Genomic DNA, 15,800 nt, shown 5'->3' with positions numbered 1-15,800 from the left:
CTCACCATGTCGCCAGTCACCTTAGTCTTGCGCCCGTTGCGCAATGTCAGTCGCCGTCTGCTGGACAAGTGGGTGGAGCTGCGCGCGGTGGAGCCCGACATCAATGCGTTGGACCACAGCGCCTTGAACCTCGACCCGACGCTGCCGGTGGTCTACGTCTTCCCGTACCAGGCATTGTCCGACGAGCTGGTGGTCGAGCAGCTGTGCGAGGCACGCGGCCTGCCCTCTCCGACCCTGCCTCTGAGCATAGGCGACCTGCGCCTGAGCCACTCCCGCCTCCGTCTGTTGCGGCGCTCGCGCAGCGACAGGAGCCTGCTGTCACGCCGCCTGGCCAAGTTGATCGCCGCACTGGAAGACGCCCCGAGTGATGTCGAGGTGCAGCTGGTGCCGGTCAGCGTGTTCTGGGGGCGTGCCCCGGGCAAGGAATTCGGCTTCTGGAAGTTCATCTCCGCCGATAGCTGGCGGGTGACGGGTGTGCTGCGCCGCGCCATCGCGATTCTGGCGCATGGGCGCTCGGTGGATGTGCATTTCGGCCAGCCGCTCAGGCTGCACGAAGCGCTCAGGGAAGGCCCGCAGGACTCGGCGCTGGCGCACCGCCGCATCTCGCGCCTGCTGCGCGTGCACTTCCGGCGCGTGCGTACCCGCCTGCTGGGGCCAGACCTCTCCCACCGCCACACCATGATTCGCAACCTGCAGAAGGCGCCCGCCGTGCAGGACGTGATCAGCGAGCTGGCACGCGAGCAGAATCAGCCGCCGGCACGTCTGGAGAAGCGCGCCCTGCAGTATGGTCGCGAGATCGCCTCCAACATGGGCTATCCGGTGCAGCGCTTTCTGGCGCATGCCCTCAAGCGGCTGTGGCACAAGCTCTACGACGGCGTCGAGGTGCGTGGAATGTCGCAGGTCAAGGCGATCGCCGGCGACTGCGAGCTGATCTACGTGCCCTGTCATCGCAGCCATATCGACTATCTGCTGCTGTCCTACGTGCTGTTCCACGAGGGCCTGATGACGCCCCACGTCGCCGCGGGCAAGAACCTCGACATGCCGATCATCGGCCCGATCCTGCGCCGTGGCGGCGCCTTCTTCCTGCGCAGAAGCTTCCGCGGCAATCGCCTGTATGCCACCGTCTTCGACGAGTACGTGCATCAGCTGATCACCCGTGGCCACCCGCTGGAGTACTTCATCGAGGGTGGCCGTTCACGCACCGGCCGCATGCTGCCCCCACGCCCGGGCATGCTGGCGATGACGCTGCGCTCCTTCCTGCGTGATACACGCCGCGAAGTGGCCTTCGTGCCGGTCTACATCGGCTACGAGAAGGTCTTCGAGAGCCTGAGCTATCAGCGCGAGCTGTCGGGGGCCAGCAAGAAGAAGGAATCACCGCTGGACCTCATCCGCGTGCTCGGCCAGCTCAAGCAGCCCTTCGGCAAGGTCTACCTGAACATCGGCGAGCCGCTCAAGCTGGGCGAATGGCTGGATGACACCGCGCCGGACTGGAAGGCCAGCCGACATCAGCGCCGCCCAGAATGGCTGACCCAGGCGGTGCCGCAACTGGGGCATGAAATCGCCACGCGCATCAATGCCGCCGCCGCGCTCAATCCGGTCTCGCTGACGGCGCTGGTGCTGCTGTCCACCGCCCACCACGCCATCGAGGCCAGCCTGCTGCAACGCCAGCTGGCGATGCTGGTGCGTCTCGCCGACAAGCTGCCGGGCCGCCATGACCACAGCCTGCCCGAGGGCACGCCACAGGAATGGGTCGCACACAGCGCGCATCTGGGGCTGGTCACCCTACGTCCACAGAGTCTTGGCGAGCTGGTGATCGCCACCCCGGAGCAGGCCAGTCTGCTGACCTGGTATCGCAACAACGTGCTGCACCTGCTGGCGCTGCCGGCGCTGATCGCCTTCGCCTTCCGCAATACGGCCCAGTACACCCTCGAGGCTTTGGAAGACCAGATCAGTCCCGCCTGGCCGCTGCTGGTGCGCGAGCTGTTCGTCCCCGAGGCCCCTGAGCTGAAGGCGGATATCGCCGCCACGCTGGCTCTGATGAGCGAGGAAGGTCTGCTGGAGCATCAAGCCGCGACTGGCGACACTCCGGAGCGCTGGTCTCGTCCGGTGGCCAGCCAGGAGCCTTCCGAGCAGCTGCGCCTGCTGGCTCAGCCGGTACAACCGACACTGGAACGCGGCTATCTGTTGATCGCCGCCCTGTTGCAGCACGGCAGCGGCACGCTGGACCGCGAGTCCCTCGAGAGCCATTCCGGCGCCCTGGCCGAACGCCTGACCCTGCTGTCGGGTCTCAATGCACCGGAGTTCTTCGACAAGCGTCTGTTCAGCGGCCTGCTCGATACCCTGCTGGAGCTGGAGTTCATCTGGCTGGAAAGCGGCCAGCTATGCTTCGGCGAAGCGCTGGAAGACCTGCAGGTGCACGGCCGCGATCTATTCGATCCCGCCCTGCGCCATCGCCTGCAGCATGTGCGCCTGCGCGACAGCGACAGCGAGAACGAGACCGAGAACGAGACCGAGAACGAGACCGAGAGCGACGCCCCGACCGAAGGCATGGACGAGGAGCAGGCTCCAGCTCTCGACGGCCACGAGGCTGCTGACGAAGCCGCCTCAGCAGACCACAAGGCGCCCGACACCTCCTCTCAGCGCGAATGAGATGATGGGCCGAGGCCCCTGGCGCAAAAAAGCCCCCGCCGCGATCACATCGCGAGCGGGGGCTGTTGCGTTTGGCGGAGGCTGTTACATCGCTGACGCCATCGTCAGGCGTCAGCGCAGCGCCTGCTTCACATAGACGTCGTAGCGGCTGGTCTTCTCCTCCACCACATGACTCGGCGCGAGCCCGCCGATGGGTTCGGCCTTGCGTGGGCGCTTGACCACCACACGATGCGTCGCGACCTCCAGCGCCGCCTCGAGCAGCGCCGGGGCATCCGCATCATCACCGGCCAGGGCGCGGAAGACACGCATCTCCTTCTTGACCAGTGCCGACTTGTCACGGTGCGGGTACATCGGGTCGAGATGCACCACCTGAGGCGGCTGGTCCCACTGCGTCACCAGCTCCCCAAGCTCCCGCGTGGCATCACCGTGCAGGGCCTGCATGCGCAGCGCGATCTCGCGAATCTCATCATCCGCGCAGCCCTGTGCCCGGGTCAGGCCATCGACCAGGATCGCCGCCGTAGCCGCCACGCGCTCGATCATCAATACCGGTGCCCCGAGACTCGCCAGCACGAAGGCATCGCGCCCGAGCCCTGCGGTGGCATCGACGATGCTCGGCAGTGCGCCTCGGTTCAGGCCACAGGCGCGTGCGATCAGCTGGTTGCGCCCCCCGCCGAAACGACGGCGATGATCGGCACGACCGGCGACGAAATCGACGCACAGCGGCTTGCCGTATTCGCGCTCGTCTCCGGCGATCACCAGGCGCGGTGCGCCCTGCTCGTCCAGCGCCACCTCAAGCTTGAGCGCCGGCATCTCGTCATCTTCCCGCAGCGCGATACCGAAATGTGCCGCCAGCATGGCGAGTTCCGGGCGCGCCTGCAGCCGCGAACGGGCAATGGCGATCACGGGAGCGGCATCGGCCGCTGCATCATGGGCAGCAAGGGAGTCTTCGGGTGGCAGCATGGATGGGCTCTATGAGAAACGGTGAAGAGAAACGGTGAACGCAGGAAAAGGGAAACTCGCATGGCATGCGGTCAGGCTGACAAACGCCGACGGCGCCGCAAGAGCGACGCCGTCAGGGGACAAGCTTACGTCATCGCGCGCATGGCTTACAGCAGCAACAGCATGCCGAACAGCATCATGCCCAGCAGCAGGCGGTAGATGACGAAGGGCAACATGCCGATGCTGTCGATGGCCTTGAGGAACAGCTTGATGCACACCAGCGCGGAGACGAAGGACAGCACCACGCCGAGGGCGACATCGAACAGCTGCGCCTCACTGCCGGTCTCGATCAGCTCCAGGCCCTTGAGCAGGCCGGCCGCGACGATCAGCGGAATCGACAGCAGGAAGGAGAAGCGTGCGGCGCTCTGACGCTCGAAGCCCAGCAGCAGCGCGGCGGTGATGGTGATGCCCGAACGCGAGGTGCCGGGAATCAGGGCCAGCGCCTGGAACAGGCCGATGATCAGCGCGCCCTTGAGCGTCAGCGTCGCCAGGTCACGCGTGCGTGCACCCTTGACGTCCGCCCACCACAGCAGCAGACCGAAGACGATGGTGGTGGTACCGATCACCGCGATCGAGCGCCCGGCCGTTTCCACCACATCGCCCAGCAGGCCGCCGAAGATCACGGCCGGCAGCGTCGCCAGCAACACCGCCCAGCCCAGACGGCTGTCTTCAGTCTGGCGCGCCGCCAGCGTACCGCCGCCACTGAACTGACCAAACCAGCCAGCGAGAATATTGGCGACATCCTTGCGGAAGGCCATCACCACGGCCAGCAAGGTACCGACGTGTACCGCGACATCAAACGCCAGCCCCTGGTCCGGCCAGCCGAACACCTGGGAGGGCAGAATCAGGTGGGCGGAGGAGGAAATCGGCAGAAATTCCGTCAGACCTTGAATGACGGCCAACGCCACCACATGCATGAGTTCCATGAAACATCCTTTTAAGAGAGACGGGCCTCAGTGGCCCACACGGACGACAGACATCGTCTGTGGCACTGCACGTGCCGTAGTGACAGAACAACGCTTTGCCTCAAGCCGCGCCGCAAGTGTCGGGCGCGACATGATGATGCGCGAACCTTATGTCAGCCTTGGCTGAACCCACGATGACGCAACAAGATGGCAATCCCTGGCGCCATCAGCGCCATGCCACCTCATTGCGCAGATAGACCGGCTGGGCCTCGACCGCCGACACCGCTTCACCGCGGGCATATGCCTGGGCAGCCAGCATCACCATGGCCTCGGCATCCGGTTGCGGCTCGGGCAGTTGCAGTGCCAGGCTGGCACGCACGCTCTCGGGCAGCTCGTCGTGCATCACCAGACCCGAGCCGACCGCCAGCCAGTCATGCTCACACAGCGCCGCAGGCAGCTCCAGCAGGCCCGGAGCGCAGACCTGCTCGGGTAGCACCTGCTCGACCTCGATCTCGCCGTCAGCGCGCGTCACGACGCGATAGGCGCCGGTATAGAGCTCGCCCATGCGTGCATCCAGCATCGGCAGCACGAAACGCGCGTGATGCAGGCGGTGGGCCTGCAGTGACAGGGCCGCCAGCGTCGAGACGCCGATCACCGGCACATCGAGACCGAAGGCGAGGCCCTGGATGGTGCCAGCGGCGATGCGCAACCCGGTGAACGAGCCCGGTCCGTGGCCGTAGGCCAGGGCGTCGAGGTCGTTGAGGGTCAGATCGGCAGCGGCCAGCAGCGCCTCGATCATCGGCATCATGCGCTGGGTGTGCTGACGGGGAGCCTCACAGCGCTCGGCAGTAACAACGCCGTCTTGCCACAGGGCAGCGGAACAGGCGGAAGAGGATGCATCGATGGCCAGAAGCGTGGTCATGGGCGGTTCGTCGTCAGAAAAATGTGACGCGATTCTACCCGTCCCCCGCGGGCAGCAAAAGACGCAGGCTGTCCACGGCTGGTGTCGGCCGCGGGCGTCACTCCTGCTGCAACCCCCACGCCCACGCCATCAAGCGGCCTGCCGCAACGCCTGATTCCTGATTCGCGCCAGTATGCGAAGAACAAAAAAACGCCCGCAGACAATGTCTACGGGCGTTCTTCGTCAGGCGGCCGGCTTCACCAGCGCGATCAGATCTGTTCCAGCTGAGCCACCTGAGGCGTGCCAGGCAATCAGTGCTCCAGCGCGCTGACCAGCTGAGCACGAATGTCGTCGACGGAGCCGACGCCTTCGATGCGGTGGTAGGCCGGTGCCTGGGCATCGCCAGTGGCAGACCAGCTGGAGTAGTACTCGACCAGCGGTTCCGTCTGCTCGTGATAGACAGACAGGCGGTTGCGCACGGTGGCTTCGCGGTCGTCTTCACGCTGGATCAGGGCTTCGCCAGTGACGTCGTCCTTGCCTTCTTCGCGCGGCGGGTTGTACTCGATGTGGTAGACACGACCGGAATCCGGGTGCACACGACGACCGGACAGACGCTTGACGATCTCTTCGTCAGCGACGGCGATCTCGACCACGTGGTCCAGCTTCACGCCCGCTTCCTTCATGGCGTCAGCCTGCGGGATGGTGCGCGGGAAGCCGTCGAACAGGAAGCCGTTCTCGCAATCGGCCTGGCTGATGCGCTCCTTGACCAGGGCGATGATGATCTCGTCGGACACCAGTCCGCCGGTATTCATGATCTCCTTGACCTTGAGTCCCAGCTCGCTGCCGGCCTTGACCGCGGCGCGCAGCATATCTCCGGTAGAGATCTGCGGGATGTTGAAACGCTCGCAGATGAACTGGGCCTGGGTGCCCTTGCCGGCGCCGGGGGCGCCCAACAGGATCAAACGCATCGGTACTGCTCCTTGAGTGTGCAAATGAAAAGCATCAAACGGGTGTAAAGGGTCATCTGGCGCTGGTGCACCTTGCCCTCGGCGGCAGATGGCCATCCAAGGCGCTCTGGTCGTCGACACGTTCGAGGTGTAGCGGCGAAACTCGCGGCGTCGAGACGCTCGACTACCTCATGAGGGCCGAACGCATCGAGCGTATCGATGACCAGGATGAATATGGGCAGCGGACCAATATGTGCTGCGCTAAACGACGGCGCGCACGGATGATCTCATTATGTCATCGCCATGCAATGTAGAGCTGACGATACCGTTCACACGACGCCGGCACAAGCACACCAAAGGCGCGTATGCCGCCCTTTGGCACTGTTTTGGCGCGCAGGAGGGCCTGTCGCCCTCCTCGCCGGTTCCCGACCTGCCATACACGGCTGTCATGACACGAAAGCGCCCCCTGCGGCACGCGGTCGCAGAGGGCGTCTTTCCACTCACGCCGGGCCACCTTGCTCAGTCGCCGTGGCATGATCAGGCTGAGTCATGTCAGCCGTTGCTGTGCCAATGCCTCACTCGGTCACGTCTTCGGCCTGGCTGCTGCGACGCAGACGCACTGCCTTGGCGCGCTTGCTGCGCAGACGGATGTTGAGCATTTCCACCGCCAGCGAGAAGGCCATCGCCACGTAGATGTAGCCCTTGGGCACGTGGACACCGAAGCCTTCGACCATCAGCATCATGCCGACCATGATCAGGAAGGACAGCGCCAGCATCTTGATGGTCGGGTGACGATCGACGAAATCGCCGATGGGCTTGGCGGCCACCATCATGATGCCCACCGAGATGACGATGGCGATGACCATCACCATCAGGTGATCGACCATGCCCACCGCCGTGATCACCGAATCCAGCGAGAAGACGATATCGATCAAGGCGATCTGGACCATGATCGCCATGAAGCTGGCGCTGCCCTTCTTCGCGCCCTCTTCGGCGGGATCTTCGCCTTCCAGGTTGGCGTGGATCTCGTGGGTGCTCTTGCCGAGCAGGAACAGGCCCCCGAAGACCAGAATCAGATCGCGTCCCGAGAAGCTGAAGTCGGCCACGCTGAACAGGGGCGCGGTCAGCGACATCAGCCACGACAGTGACATCAACAGCACGATGCGCATGCCCATCGCCAGGCCCAGGCCGATCATGCGCCCGCGCTGACGCTGGGACTCGGGCAGCCGCGCGACCAGAATCGACAGGAAGATGATGTTGTCGATGCCCAGCACGATCTCAAGCGCGGTCAGGGTCGCCAGAGCCACCCATGCCGAAGGGTCCATCAACCATTCCATTGTCTTGCTCCTTGTGTGTTGCGAGAACCGGCCTTCCCGGGTCGTGCCAGCACGATGCGACAGATCGCGGCAGGTTGGCGTGAAGCATCGCATGTTGTGCAGGGCAGCAACAGCGGTCGCCGCCCTGCCACGCCAACGGACATGCACAAAAAAACGGCCTCCCGAAGGAGGCCGTTATGTCAACCAGACCTGTCAGCCAGGTCTGTCAGCGAGGAGCGCCTTCACCTTCCAGGAAGGTCACGGCACCCGCGCTTCATGCCACAGGCATCATCAGAGCAGCATGCGACGCACGTCGGTCAGCACCTGAGCCAGATACGCCGTGAAGCGTGCTGCATCCGCCCCGTTCACCGCACGGTGATCGTAGGACAGTGACAGCGGCATCATCAGACGCGGCTGGAAGGCAGCGCCGTCCCACACCGGCTTCATCTGCGCCTTGGAGACGCCCAGGATGGCGACTTCCGGCGTGTTGACGATCGGGGTGAAGGCAGTACCGCCAATGGAGCCAAGGCTCGAGATGGTGAAGCAACCACCGGTCATCTCTTCGCGCTTGAGCTTCTTGGTCTGCGCCTTCTTGGCCAGTTCCACGGACTCCTTGGCCAGGTCCAGCAGGCTCTTCTGATCCGCATTGCGGATCACCGGCACCATCAGGCCGTCCGGCGTATCCACCGCGATACCGATGTGCACGTACTTCTTGTGCACCAGGGTCTCGCCGTCGGCCTTGAGGCTGACGTTGAACTGCGGATACTTGGCCAGCGCGTGAGCCGCCGCCTTGATCATGAACGGCAGCGGCGTGAGCTTGGCACCTGCCGCTTCCGCCTCGGCCTTCATGGACTTGCGGAAGGCCTCGAGCTCGGTGATATCGGCTTCATCGAACTGGGTCACGTGCGGGACGTTGAGCCAGCTGCGATGCAGATTGGTGGCACCGGCCTTCATCAGGCGGCCCATCTTCTTCTCTTCGATCTCACCGAACTGGCTGAAGTCCTGATCCGGCACCTGCGGGATACCGGCACCGCCGGTGGCCTGCGCGGCAGGGGCTGCCGGTGCGGACTTGGCCTTCTGCATCATCTGCTTGACGTAGGCCTGGACATCTTCCTTCACCACACGGCCCTTCGGACCGCTGCCGGAGACGTCCGCCAGGTCGACACCGAACTCACGTGCCAGCAGGCGAACCGCAGGCCCTGCGTGGACCTTGGCACCCTTGCTCGGCTTGTGAGCGGCCATCTGGGCTTCCGGACTCGGCGCACCGGCCGGTGTCGGAGCCGGCTTCTGCTCGCTCTTCTCCGCCTTGGGAGCAGCCGGCGCTTCGGACTTGGCAGCCTTCGGCGCAGGCGCGGCACCCGCGACCTCGATGTAACCGATCAGGTCACCCTCGGAGACGGTGTCACCTTCCTTGACGGAAAGCTCCACCACCTTGCCCTTGTAGGGGCTCGGGATGTCCATGGTCGCCTTGTCGGACTCGAGCGTGATCAGCGCGTCTTCCTCGTTGACCTCGTCACCGACGGCCACGGCCATCTCGATGATCGGCACGCTGTCGCTGCCGGAGAGATCCGGGACACGCAATTCCTTGCGCTCCGGCTCACCGGAGGCCGGCGCTTCTTCAGCAGCCGGTGCCTCGGAAGACGTGTCTTCAGAGGTGGACTCGGAGGAAGAAGCCTGCTCGGCCGGCGCGGAATCAGACGCGCTGTCACCGCCTTCACCGGCGATTTCCATCTGACCGATGACATCACCGGAAGCGACGCTGTCGCCTTCCTTGACGGTCAGCTTGACGATCTTGCCCTTGTGCGGGCTCGGGACGTCCATGCTGGCCTTGTCGGATTCCAGCGTGATCAGCGCATCTTCGGCGTCGACTTCATCGCCTTCGGAGACGGCCATCTCGATGATCGGCACGGCTTCGGAGTCGCCCAGGTCCGGCACGACGATGTCGACGGTCTGGGTGCCACCGGAAGCGGCCTTCGGCGCAGGAGCGGACTCTTTCGGCGCTTGCTGCTCAGAGGCGTCCTGCTTGGGAGCCTCTTCCTTCGGCGCTTCCTGCTCGTCAGAAGCGTCAGAGGAGGTGTCACCACCGCCTTCGGCTTCCAGCTCCAGGATATCGTCGCCTTCGGAGACGGTGTCGCCTTCCTTGACGAGAATCTTCACCACCTTGCCGCCCTTCGGTGCCGGCACATCCATGCTGGCCTTGTCGGACTCAAGAGTGATCATGGTGTCTTCGGCGGAGATGACATCTCCCACCGCCACCGCTATCTCGATGATCTCGACATCGGAACTACCGCCAATGTCGGGAACCTTGATGATTTCGCTGCTCAAGATCGTGCTCCTTCCAAAACGTGCACGGGGAGCGACACCCGAATCACCTGCGCATCATCATGATGTCGAGGAGGGAGTGCCGCTCGCCTGTTCCGCGATCTCCGCTCAGACGTTCAGCGGATTCGGCTTGTTGGGGTCGATGCCGTAGGTCTTGATCGCTTCCGCGACCACCTTGCGGTCGATCTCACCACGATCCGCCAGCGCCTTCAGGGCCTGGACGGTGACGAAGTTGCGGTCGACTTCGAAGAAGTGACGCAGCTTCTCGCGGGTATCGGAACGACCGAAACCGTCGGTACCGAGCACGTGATAGTCAGCCGGCACCCAGGCACGAACCTGGTCAGCAAACAGCTTCATGTAGTCAGTGGCAGCCACGACCGGGCCGTCACGTCCTTCCAGACACTGAGTGACGTGCGGCTTGGCCGGGGTCTCTTCCGGCTTGAGGAAGGCCTGACGATCCAGTTCCAGCGCTTCGCGACGCAGCTCGTTGAAGCTGGTGACGCTCCAGATGTCGGCGTCGACACCGTAGTCCTGCTTGAGCATCTCGGCGGCTGCCTCGACTTCACGCAGGATGGTGCCGGAACCCAGCAGCTGAACGCGTGCCTTGCCGTCCTTGCCGCCTTCCTTGAGCAGGTACATCCCCTTGATGATGTCCTCTGCGGGCACCGTCTCGAGTGCTGGCTGCTCGTAGTTCTCGTTCATCACCGCCAGGTAGTAGAAGACCGGCTCGTGCTGCTCGAACATGCGCTTCATGCCGTCCTGCACGATGACCGCCACTTCGTGAGCGTAGGTCGGGTCGTAGGTGCGGCAGTTCGGGATGGTCGAGGCCAGGATATGGCTGTGGCCATCCTGGTGCTGCAGACCTTCGCCGTTCAGGGTGGTACGACCGGCAGTACCGCCGACCAGGAAGCCACGTGCCTGCAGGTCGCCTGCGGCCCACGCCAGGTCACCGATGCGCTGGAAGCCGAACATCGAGTAGTAGACGTAGAACGGCATCAGCGGCAGGTTGTGGTTGGCGTAGGACGTTGCCGCCGCCACCCACGCAGACATGGCGCCTGCTTCGGAGATACCTTCCTCGAGGACCTGACCTTTCTGGTCCTCGCGGTAATACATGATCTGACCCTTGTCGACCGGCTCATACTTCTGGCCTGCCGCGGTGTAGATGCCCAGCTGACGGAACATGCCTTCCATGCCGAAGGTACGCGCTTCGTCAGGAATGATCGGCACGACACGCTCGCCGAGGGTCTTGTGCTTGACCAGACCGTTGAGCACGCGCACGAAGGCCATGGTGGTGGACACTTCGCGGCCGTTGGAGCCCTTGAGCTGGGACGCGAAGATCTTGTCGTCCAGCGGCGGGATTTCCAGCGTTTCATACTCGGTGCGACGCTGCGGCAGGTAGCCGTTCAGACGTTCGCGCATGAGGTGCATGTACTTCATTTCCGGGCTGTCGTCCGCCGGCTTGTAGTACGGCACTTCCTCGAGCTGCTCGTCGGTCAGCGGAATACCGAAGCGATCGCGGAATGTCTTCAGCGCTTCGTGTTCCATGGTCTTGACCTGGTGGGCTTCGTTGGCAGCTTCGCCATCGCCCATGCCCATGCCGTAACCCTTGACGGTGTGCGCCAGGATGACGGTCGGACGACCATTGGCGTTGTTGACCGCCTCGTGATACGCCGCGTAGACCTTGTACGGGTCGTGGCCACCACGGTTCAGACGCCAGATATCGTCATCTGACATGTCCTTGACCAGATCGGCCGTCTCCGGGTACTTGCCGAAGAAGTGCTCGCGCGTGTAAGCGCCGCCATTGGCCTTGTAGTTCTGGTAGTCGCCGTCGACCGCTTCGTCCATGCGCTTCTGCAGGATGCCTTTCTTGTCCTGTTCGAAGAGCGGATCCCAGAAGCGACCCCAGGTGACCTTGAGCACGTTCCAGTCGGCACCACGGAAGACGCCTTCCAGCTCGTCCATGATGCGGCCGTTGCCGCGCACCGGACCGTCAAGACGCTGCAGGTTGCAGTTGATGACGAAGATCAGGTTGTCGAGATTCTCGCGGCCAGCCAGCGAGATGGCACCCAGGGATTCCGGCTCGTCACACTCGCCGTCACCCATGAAGCACCACACCTTGCGGTCGTACATGGACTTCAACTCACGCGAGTTGAGGTACTTCATGACGTGCGCCTGGTAGATCGCCTGGATCGGGCCCAGACCCATGGAGACGGTCGGGAACTGCCAGTAATCCGGCATCAGCCACGGGTGCGGATAGGAAGACAGGCCGTTGCCGTCGACTTCCTGACGGAAGCTGTCCATCTGCTCCTGGCTGAGACGACCTTCCAGGAAGGAACGGGCGTAGATGCCCGGCGCCACGTGACCCTGGATGTAAAGCAGATCGCCTTCGAAATCTCCTTCCGGTGCACGGAAGAAGTGGTTGAAGCCTACGTCGTAAAGCGTCGCACTGGACATGAAGCTCGAGATGTGACCGCCCAGGCCCTTGTGGGCACGGTTGTTGCGGATCACCTGAGCGATGGCGTTGTAACGGATAAGCGAACGGATACGACGCTCCATGAACAGGTCGCCCGGCATGCGCGCTTCGCGGTGCACGGGGATACTGTTGCGATGGGGCGTGGTCACCGAGAAGGGCACCTGATGGCCATCACGACGCAGGCGGTCGGCCAGGCGTGACATCAGGTACTGGGCACGATCCTCACCCTCACGATCCAGAACCGATTCCAGGGAGTCCAACCATTCCGTGGTTTCGATCGGATCGAGATCTTCTCTTGCCTCCAGACTCATAGACGTCTCTCCGAGTGAAGAAATTTTTTGTCAAACGTTTCGACGAACAGCGATATCGAAACCAGTGGCGCTCTTCAGTGTGGGCACGACCTTCTGAGTGGGTCGCATCTCCGATAGACCTGTCGTGACCGGGTCTTGCCGGCCGTCAATCTCGACGCGCATCCTGCGCCAAAGCAGGGCACAAGATGCAGTCATTTGGCGTGAAAGATACCGCAAACACCCCCGCGTGCCAATTCAGGGCAGCAAGACTCACCGGGCAGGTGCAAGGCTTGGCTGCCCCGCGGCAGCACTGGCCTCATGCGCCTTGCGGTCGGGACTCATACGCCAGACTGAGCCGCCCTCGATAGCCGTGATGTAGTAAAACTACCAACGCGCCCCGCCACTGGGCGTTTCCTGCCTGGAGACGCCACACAATGCTGCAATGCACCATCGCGAGACACCTGCGACCTTAGTCCTGAATGTCGTCCAGCAGGCGATCGAAGTAAGCCCAATCGAAGGCCGGGCCAGGATCCGTCTTGCGCAACGGCGCAATCCGCGCATGCGAGGTGATGCGCTCGCGCGTCAGCGCGGGATAGCTCGCCATCAGGCCGGCCACGGTGCGTGCCAGGGTGCGATATTGGACATCGCGATAGGGATGCACCTCATCGCCCTCGAGTTCGATGCCGATGGTGAAGTCATTGAGCTCGACGCGTTCACGCTGACCGTCATGCCAGCGCGAGCGACCGGCGTGCCAGGCGCGACGATCGAAGGGCACGAACTGCACCAGGCGACCGTCGCGCTGGATCAGCACGTGCGCCGAGACACGCAGCTGATGGATATCGGCAAAGTAAGGGTGGGCGCCAGGGTCGAGCTGATTGGTGAACAGCTGCTCGATGGCCGGGCCGCCGAAGCGTCCGGGCGGCAGGCTGATGGAATGCAGCACCAGCGCCGAGACTTCTCCCTCGGGACGAGCATTGTGATTGGGAGACGGCACCTGACGGGCGCTCTCCAGCCAGTGCTCGGGGGTGACCGCCAGACGCGTCAGGTGGCCCGACCGCGGGGAAGAGGACAAGGGGGGCATCGAAGACTCCAGACGGGAAGGTCGTCGCACGCGGGGACTGACCGCTCGCGTGGCTTTTCCTATAATGGCGCACATTATGGCATGCTCGGCAGCCACGGGTCTGTGTCACTGCCCCGGCACACGCACAGACCCAGGCTCCGGCAGCACTCTTCGTACAAGGATCAGACGCGCATGAACTTCCACGACGCCCTCGCCGAGGATATCCGTACCAGCGCCGCCCGCCTGCTCGCCGAGGATGTCGGCGGTGGCGATATCACCGCCGAATTGATTCCGGAGCGCCAGTGGGCCAAGGCGCGCGTGATCAGTCGCGAACCGGCCATCCTGTGCGGCGTGCCCTGGGTCGATGAGCTGTTTCGGCGCCTCGATCCGCGCGTCAGCCTCAAGTGGCTGGCCAGCGACGGTGATCGCCTCGAGGCCGACGCGCCCTTCCTGGAGCTGGAAGGCCCGGCACGCTCGCTGCTGACCGGCGAGCGCGCGGCGCTCAACCTGCTGCAGACGCTCTCCGGCACCGCGACCCGCGCCAGCCACTATGCCTCGCTGGTCGAGGGCAGTGGCGTGCGCCTGCTCGATACCCGCAAGACCCTGCCTGGCATGCGTGTCGCCCAGAAATACGCCGTCAGCTGCGGTGGTGGCCACAATCATCGCATCGGCCTCTATGACGCCTTCCTGATCAAGGAAAACCATATCGCCGCCTGTGGCAGCATCGCGGCGGCGGTACGTGAGGCGCGCGACATCGCCTCCGACGTCACCTGTGAAGTGGAAGTCGAGAATTTCGAGGAGCTGGCCCAGGCGCTGGATGCCGGTGCCGACGTCATCATGCTCGACAACTTCGACAACGATCAGCTCATCGAGGCCGTGGCGCGCAACAAGGCGCATGCCAAGCCGGCCGTGCTGGAAGCCTCCGGCAACGTCAGCGAGGCGACCCTGCCGGGCATCGCCGCCACTGGCGTGGATTGCATCTCGATCGGCGCACTGACCAAGGACGTGACCTCCATCGACCTGTCGATGCGCATCTACACTGTCGAGACCCGCTAGCCAACGACAGGGGAATGCCTTCCTGCTGGCCAGCTCCTGTCCTGCAGAGGTCGCCGCTGACGCCGGCCCATCTGTCACGACACATTGCCATGCCGCCAGGGAGGCGCCCCATGTCCCCGCCATCTCCTCATCAGCCGCCGCCTGAAGCCCCCAGGGCATCAGGTGGCGGTTGGCAGACTCGCCGCTGGAGTCTCTACGCGCCGATCTATGACCGTGCGGCCGCTCGCATCCTGCGCTCCGCGCGGCGCGACGCCATCGCGACCCTCGATATCCAGGCGGGCACCCGCGTGCTGCTGCTCGGTGGCGGCACCGGGCTCGACCTGCCCTTCCTGCCCCGTGACATCGAGCTCGAGGTGATCGACGCCTCCCCCGCCATGCTGCGCCGCTGTCGCGAGCGCGCCGAGACGCTGGGCTTCGATGCCAACGTCAAGCCGGGCGACGCCATGGCGCTCGACCTCCCCGATGGCTATTTCGATGTCGTCATCGCCCACCTGATCATCGCCGTGGTGCCCGAGCCCCAGCGCGCCTTCGATGAAGCGCTGCGCGTGCTGGCCAGCGATGGCGAGCTGTCACTGCTCGACAAGGGCCTGCGCGGCAATCGCCCGGCCGGACGGCTGCGGCGTCTGCTCAATCCACTGGCCCGGCTGGTGGCGACCAACCTCAATGTGCCGCTGGACAACCTGCTGGAGGGCCATGCGGTGCAGCGACTCGAGGACCGCGACCTCGGCCCCGGCGGGGCGTTGCGCCACATGCATCTGCGCAAGATCTGATCTGCACTGCCACTCCCCCCTTGCATTGCGCGTTCGGCATCGCCACGCAATGAGCACACCCGGATGACGAAAGCGACACGGCTCGAGGCACCTGCCTGGGCTCTCGTCGCCG

At 64.2% G+C, this 15,800-nt stretch carries 11 protein-coding genes; 3 read left to right on the top strand and 8 right to left on the bottom strand.

Annotated features, from left to right (window positions below; all coding sequences use genetic code 11):
- The first annotated feature begins 6 nt into the window (after nt 1-6).
- Entirely contained in the window at nt 7-2,649 is a 2,643-nt protein-coding gene (gene plsB / locus QD208_RS11345; RefSeq protein ID WP_279836864.1) for a glycerol-3-phosphate 1-O-acyltransferase PlsB, read from the top strand.
- A gap of 111 nt (nt 2,650-2,760) precedes the next feature.
- Here the strand turns inward: plsB and QD208_RS11340 are convergent, their stop codons facing one another.
- The 8 genes from QD208_RS11340 to ampD all read right to left on the bottom strand — a co-directional run bounded on the left by QD208_RS11340 (nt 2,761) and on the right by ampD (nt 13,883).
- Complete coding sequence (locus QD208_RS11340) at nt 2,761-3,459, bottom strand: class I SAM-dependent methyltransferase (RefSeq protein WP_225348174.1); 699 nt, start codon at nt 3,457-3,459, stop codon at nt 2,761-2,763.
- Nucleotides 3,460-3,755: 296 nt separating this feature from the next.
- Nucleotides 3,756-4,574, bottom strand: coding sequence for an undecaprenyl-diphosphate phosphatase (locus QD208_RS11335; protein WP_054556849.1), 819 nt, complete (start codon nt 4,572-4,574; stop codon nt 3,756-3,758).
- A gap of 205 nt (nt 4,575-4,779) precedes the next feature.
- Nucleotides 4,780-5,475: a tRNA (adenosine(37)-N6)-threonylcarbamoyltransferase complex dimerization subunit type 1 TsaB gene (gene tsaB / locus QD208_RS11330; protein WP_279836863.1), complete on the bottom strand. Its 696-nt coding sequence runs from the start codon at nt 5,473-5,475 to the stop codon at nt 4,780-4,782.
- Between the two features lie 290 nt (nt 5,476-5,765).
- A complete protein-coding gene (gene adk / locus QD208_RS11325; protein WP_215823460.1) occupies nt 5,766-6,422 on the bottom strand; it encodes an adenylate kinase in 657 nt (218 codons plus the stop codon).
- 554 nt (nt 6,423-6,976) lie between these two features.
- Nucleotides 6,977-7,738: a TerC family protein gene (locus QD208_RS11320; protein ID WP_043333781.1), complete on the bottom strand. Its 762-nt coding sequence runs from the start codon at nt 7,736-7,738 to the stop codon at nt 6,977-6,979.
- A gap of 270 nt (nt 7,739-8,008) precedes the next feature.
- Nucleotides 8,009-10,042 (bottom strand): pyruvate dehydrogenase complex dihydrolipoyllysine-residue acetyltransferase, encoded by a 2,034-nt coding sequence (gene aceF / locus QD208_RS11315; protein ID WP_279836862.1) that lies wholly within the window; start codon nt 10,040-10,042, stop codon nt 8,009-8,011.
- A 105-nt stretch (nt 10,043-10,147) separates the two neighbouring features.
- The gene (gene aceE / locus QD208_RS11310) at nt 10,148-12,823 is read right to left on the bottom strand and encodes a pyruvate dehydrogenase (acetyl-transferring), homodimeric type (protein ID WP_279836861.1); all 2,676 of its coding nucleotides are present in this window, start codon (nt 12,821-12,823) and stop codon (nt 10,148-10,150) included.
- A gap of 448 nt (nt 12,824-13,271) precedes the next feature.
- A complete protein-coding gene (gene ampD / locus QD208_RS11305) occupies nt 13,272-13,883 on the bottom strand; it encodes a 1,6-anhydro-N-acetylmuramyl-L-alanine amidase AmpD (protein ID WP_052384569.1) in 612 nt (203 codons plus the stop codon).
- A gap of 171 nt (nt 13,884-14,054) precedes the next feature.
- On the opposite strand from ampD, the gene nadC reads away from it, so the two are divergent.
- Both nadC and QD208_RS11295 read left to right on the top strand, forming a co-directional pair.
- A complete protein-coding gene (gene nadC / locus QD208_RS11300; RefSeq protein WP_054556845.1) occupies nt 14,055-14,918 on the top strand; it encodes a carboxylating nicotinate-nucleotide diphosphorylase in 864 nt (287 codons plus the stop codon).
- Nucleotides 14,919-15,028: 110 nt separating this feature from the next.
- Nucleotides 15,029-15,688, top strand: coding sequence for a class I SAM-dependent methyltransferase (locus tag QD208_RS11295; RefSeq protein WP_279836860.1), 660 nt, complete (start codon nt 15,029-15,031; stop codon nt 15,686-15,688).
- The last annotated feature ends 112 nt before the right edge of the window (nt 15,689-15,800 follow it).

The sequence above is a fragment of the Cobetia sp. 29-18-1 genome, from assembly GCF_029846405.1.
Taxonomy (GTDB): domain Bacteria; phylum Pseudomonadota; class Gammaproteobacteria; order Pseudomonadales; family Halomonadaceae; genus Cobetia; species Cobetia amphilecti.
Note: the sequence above shows the minus strand (reverse complement) of the source record. Positions and strands in the feature narration are given on the sequence as shown.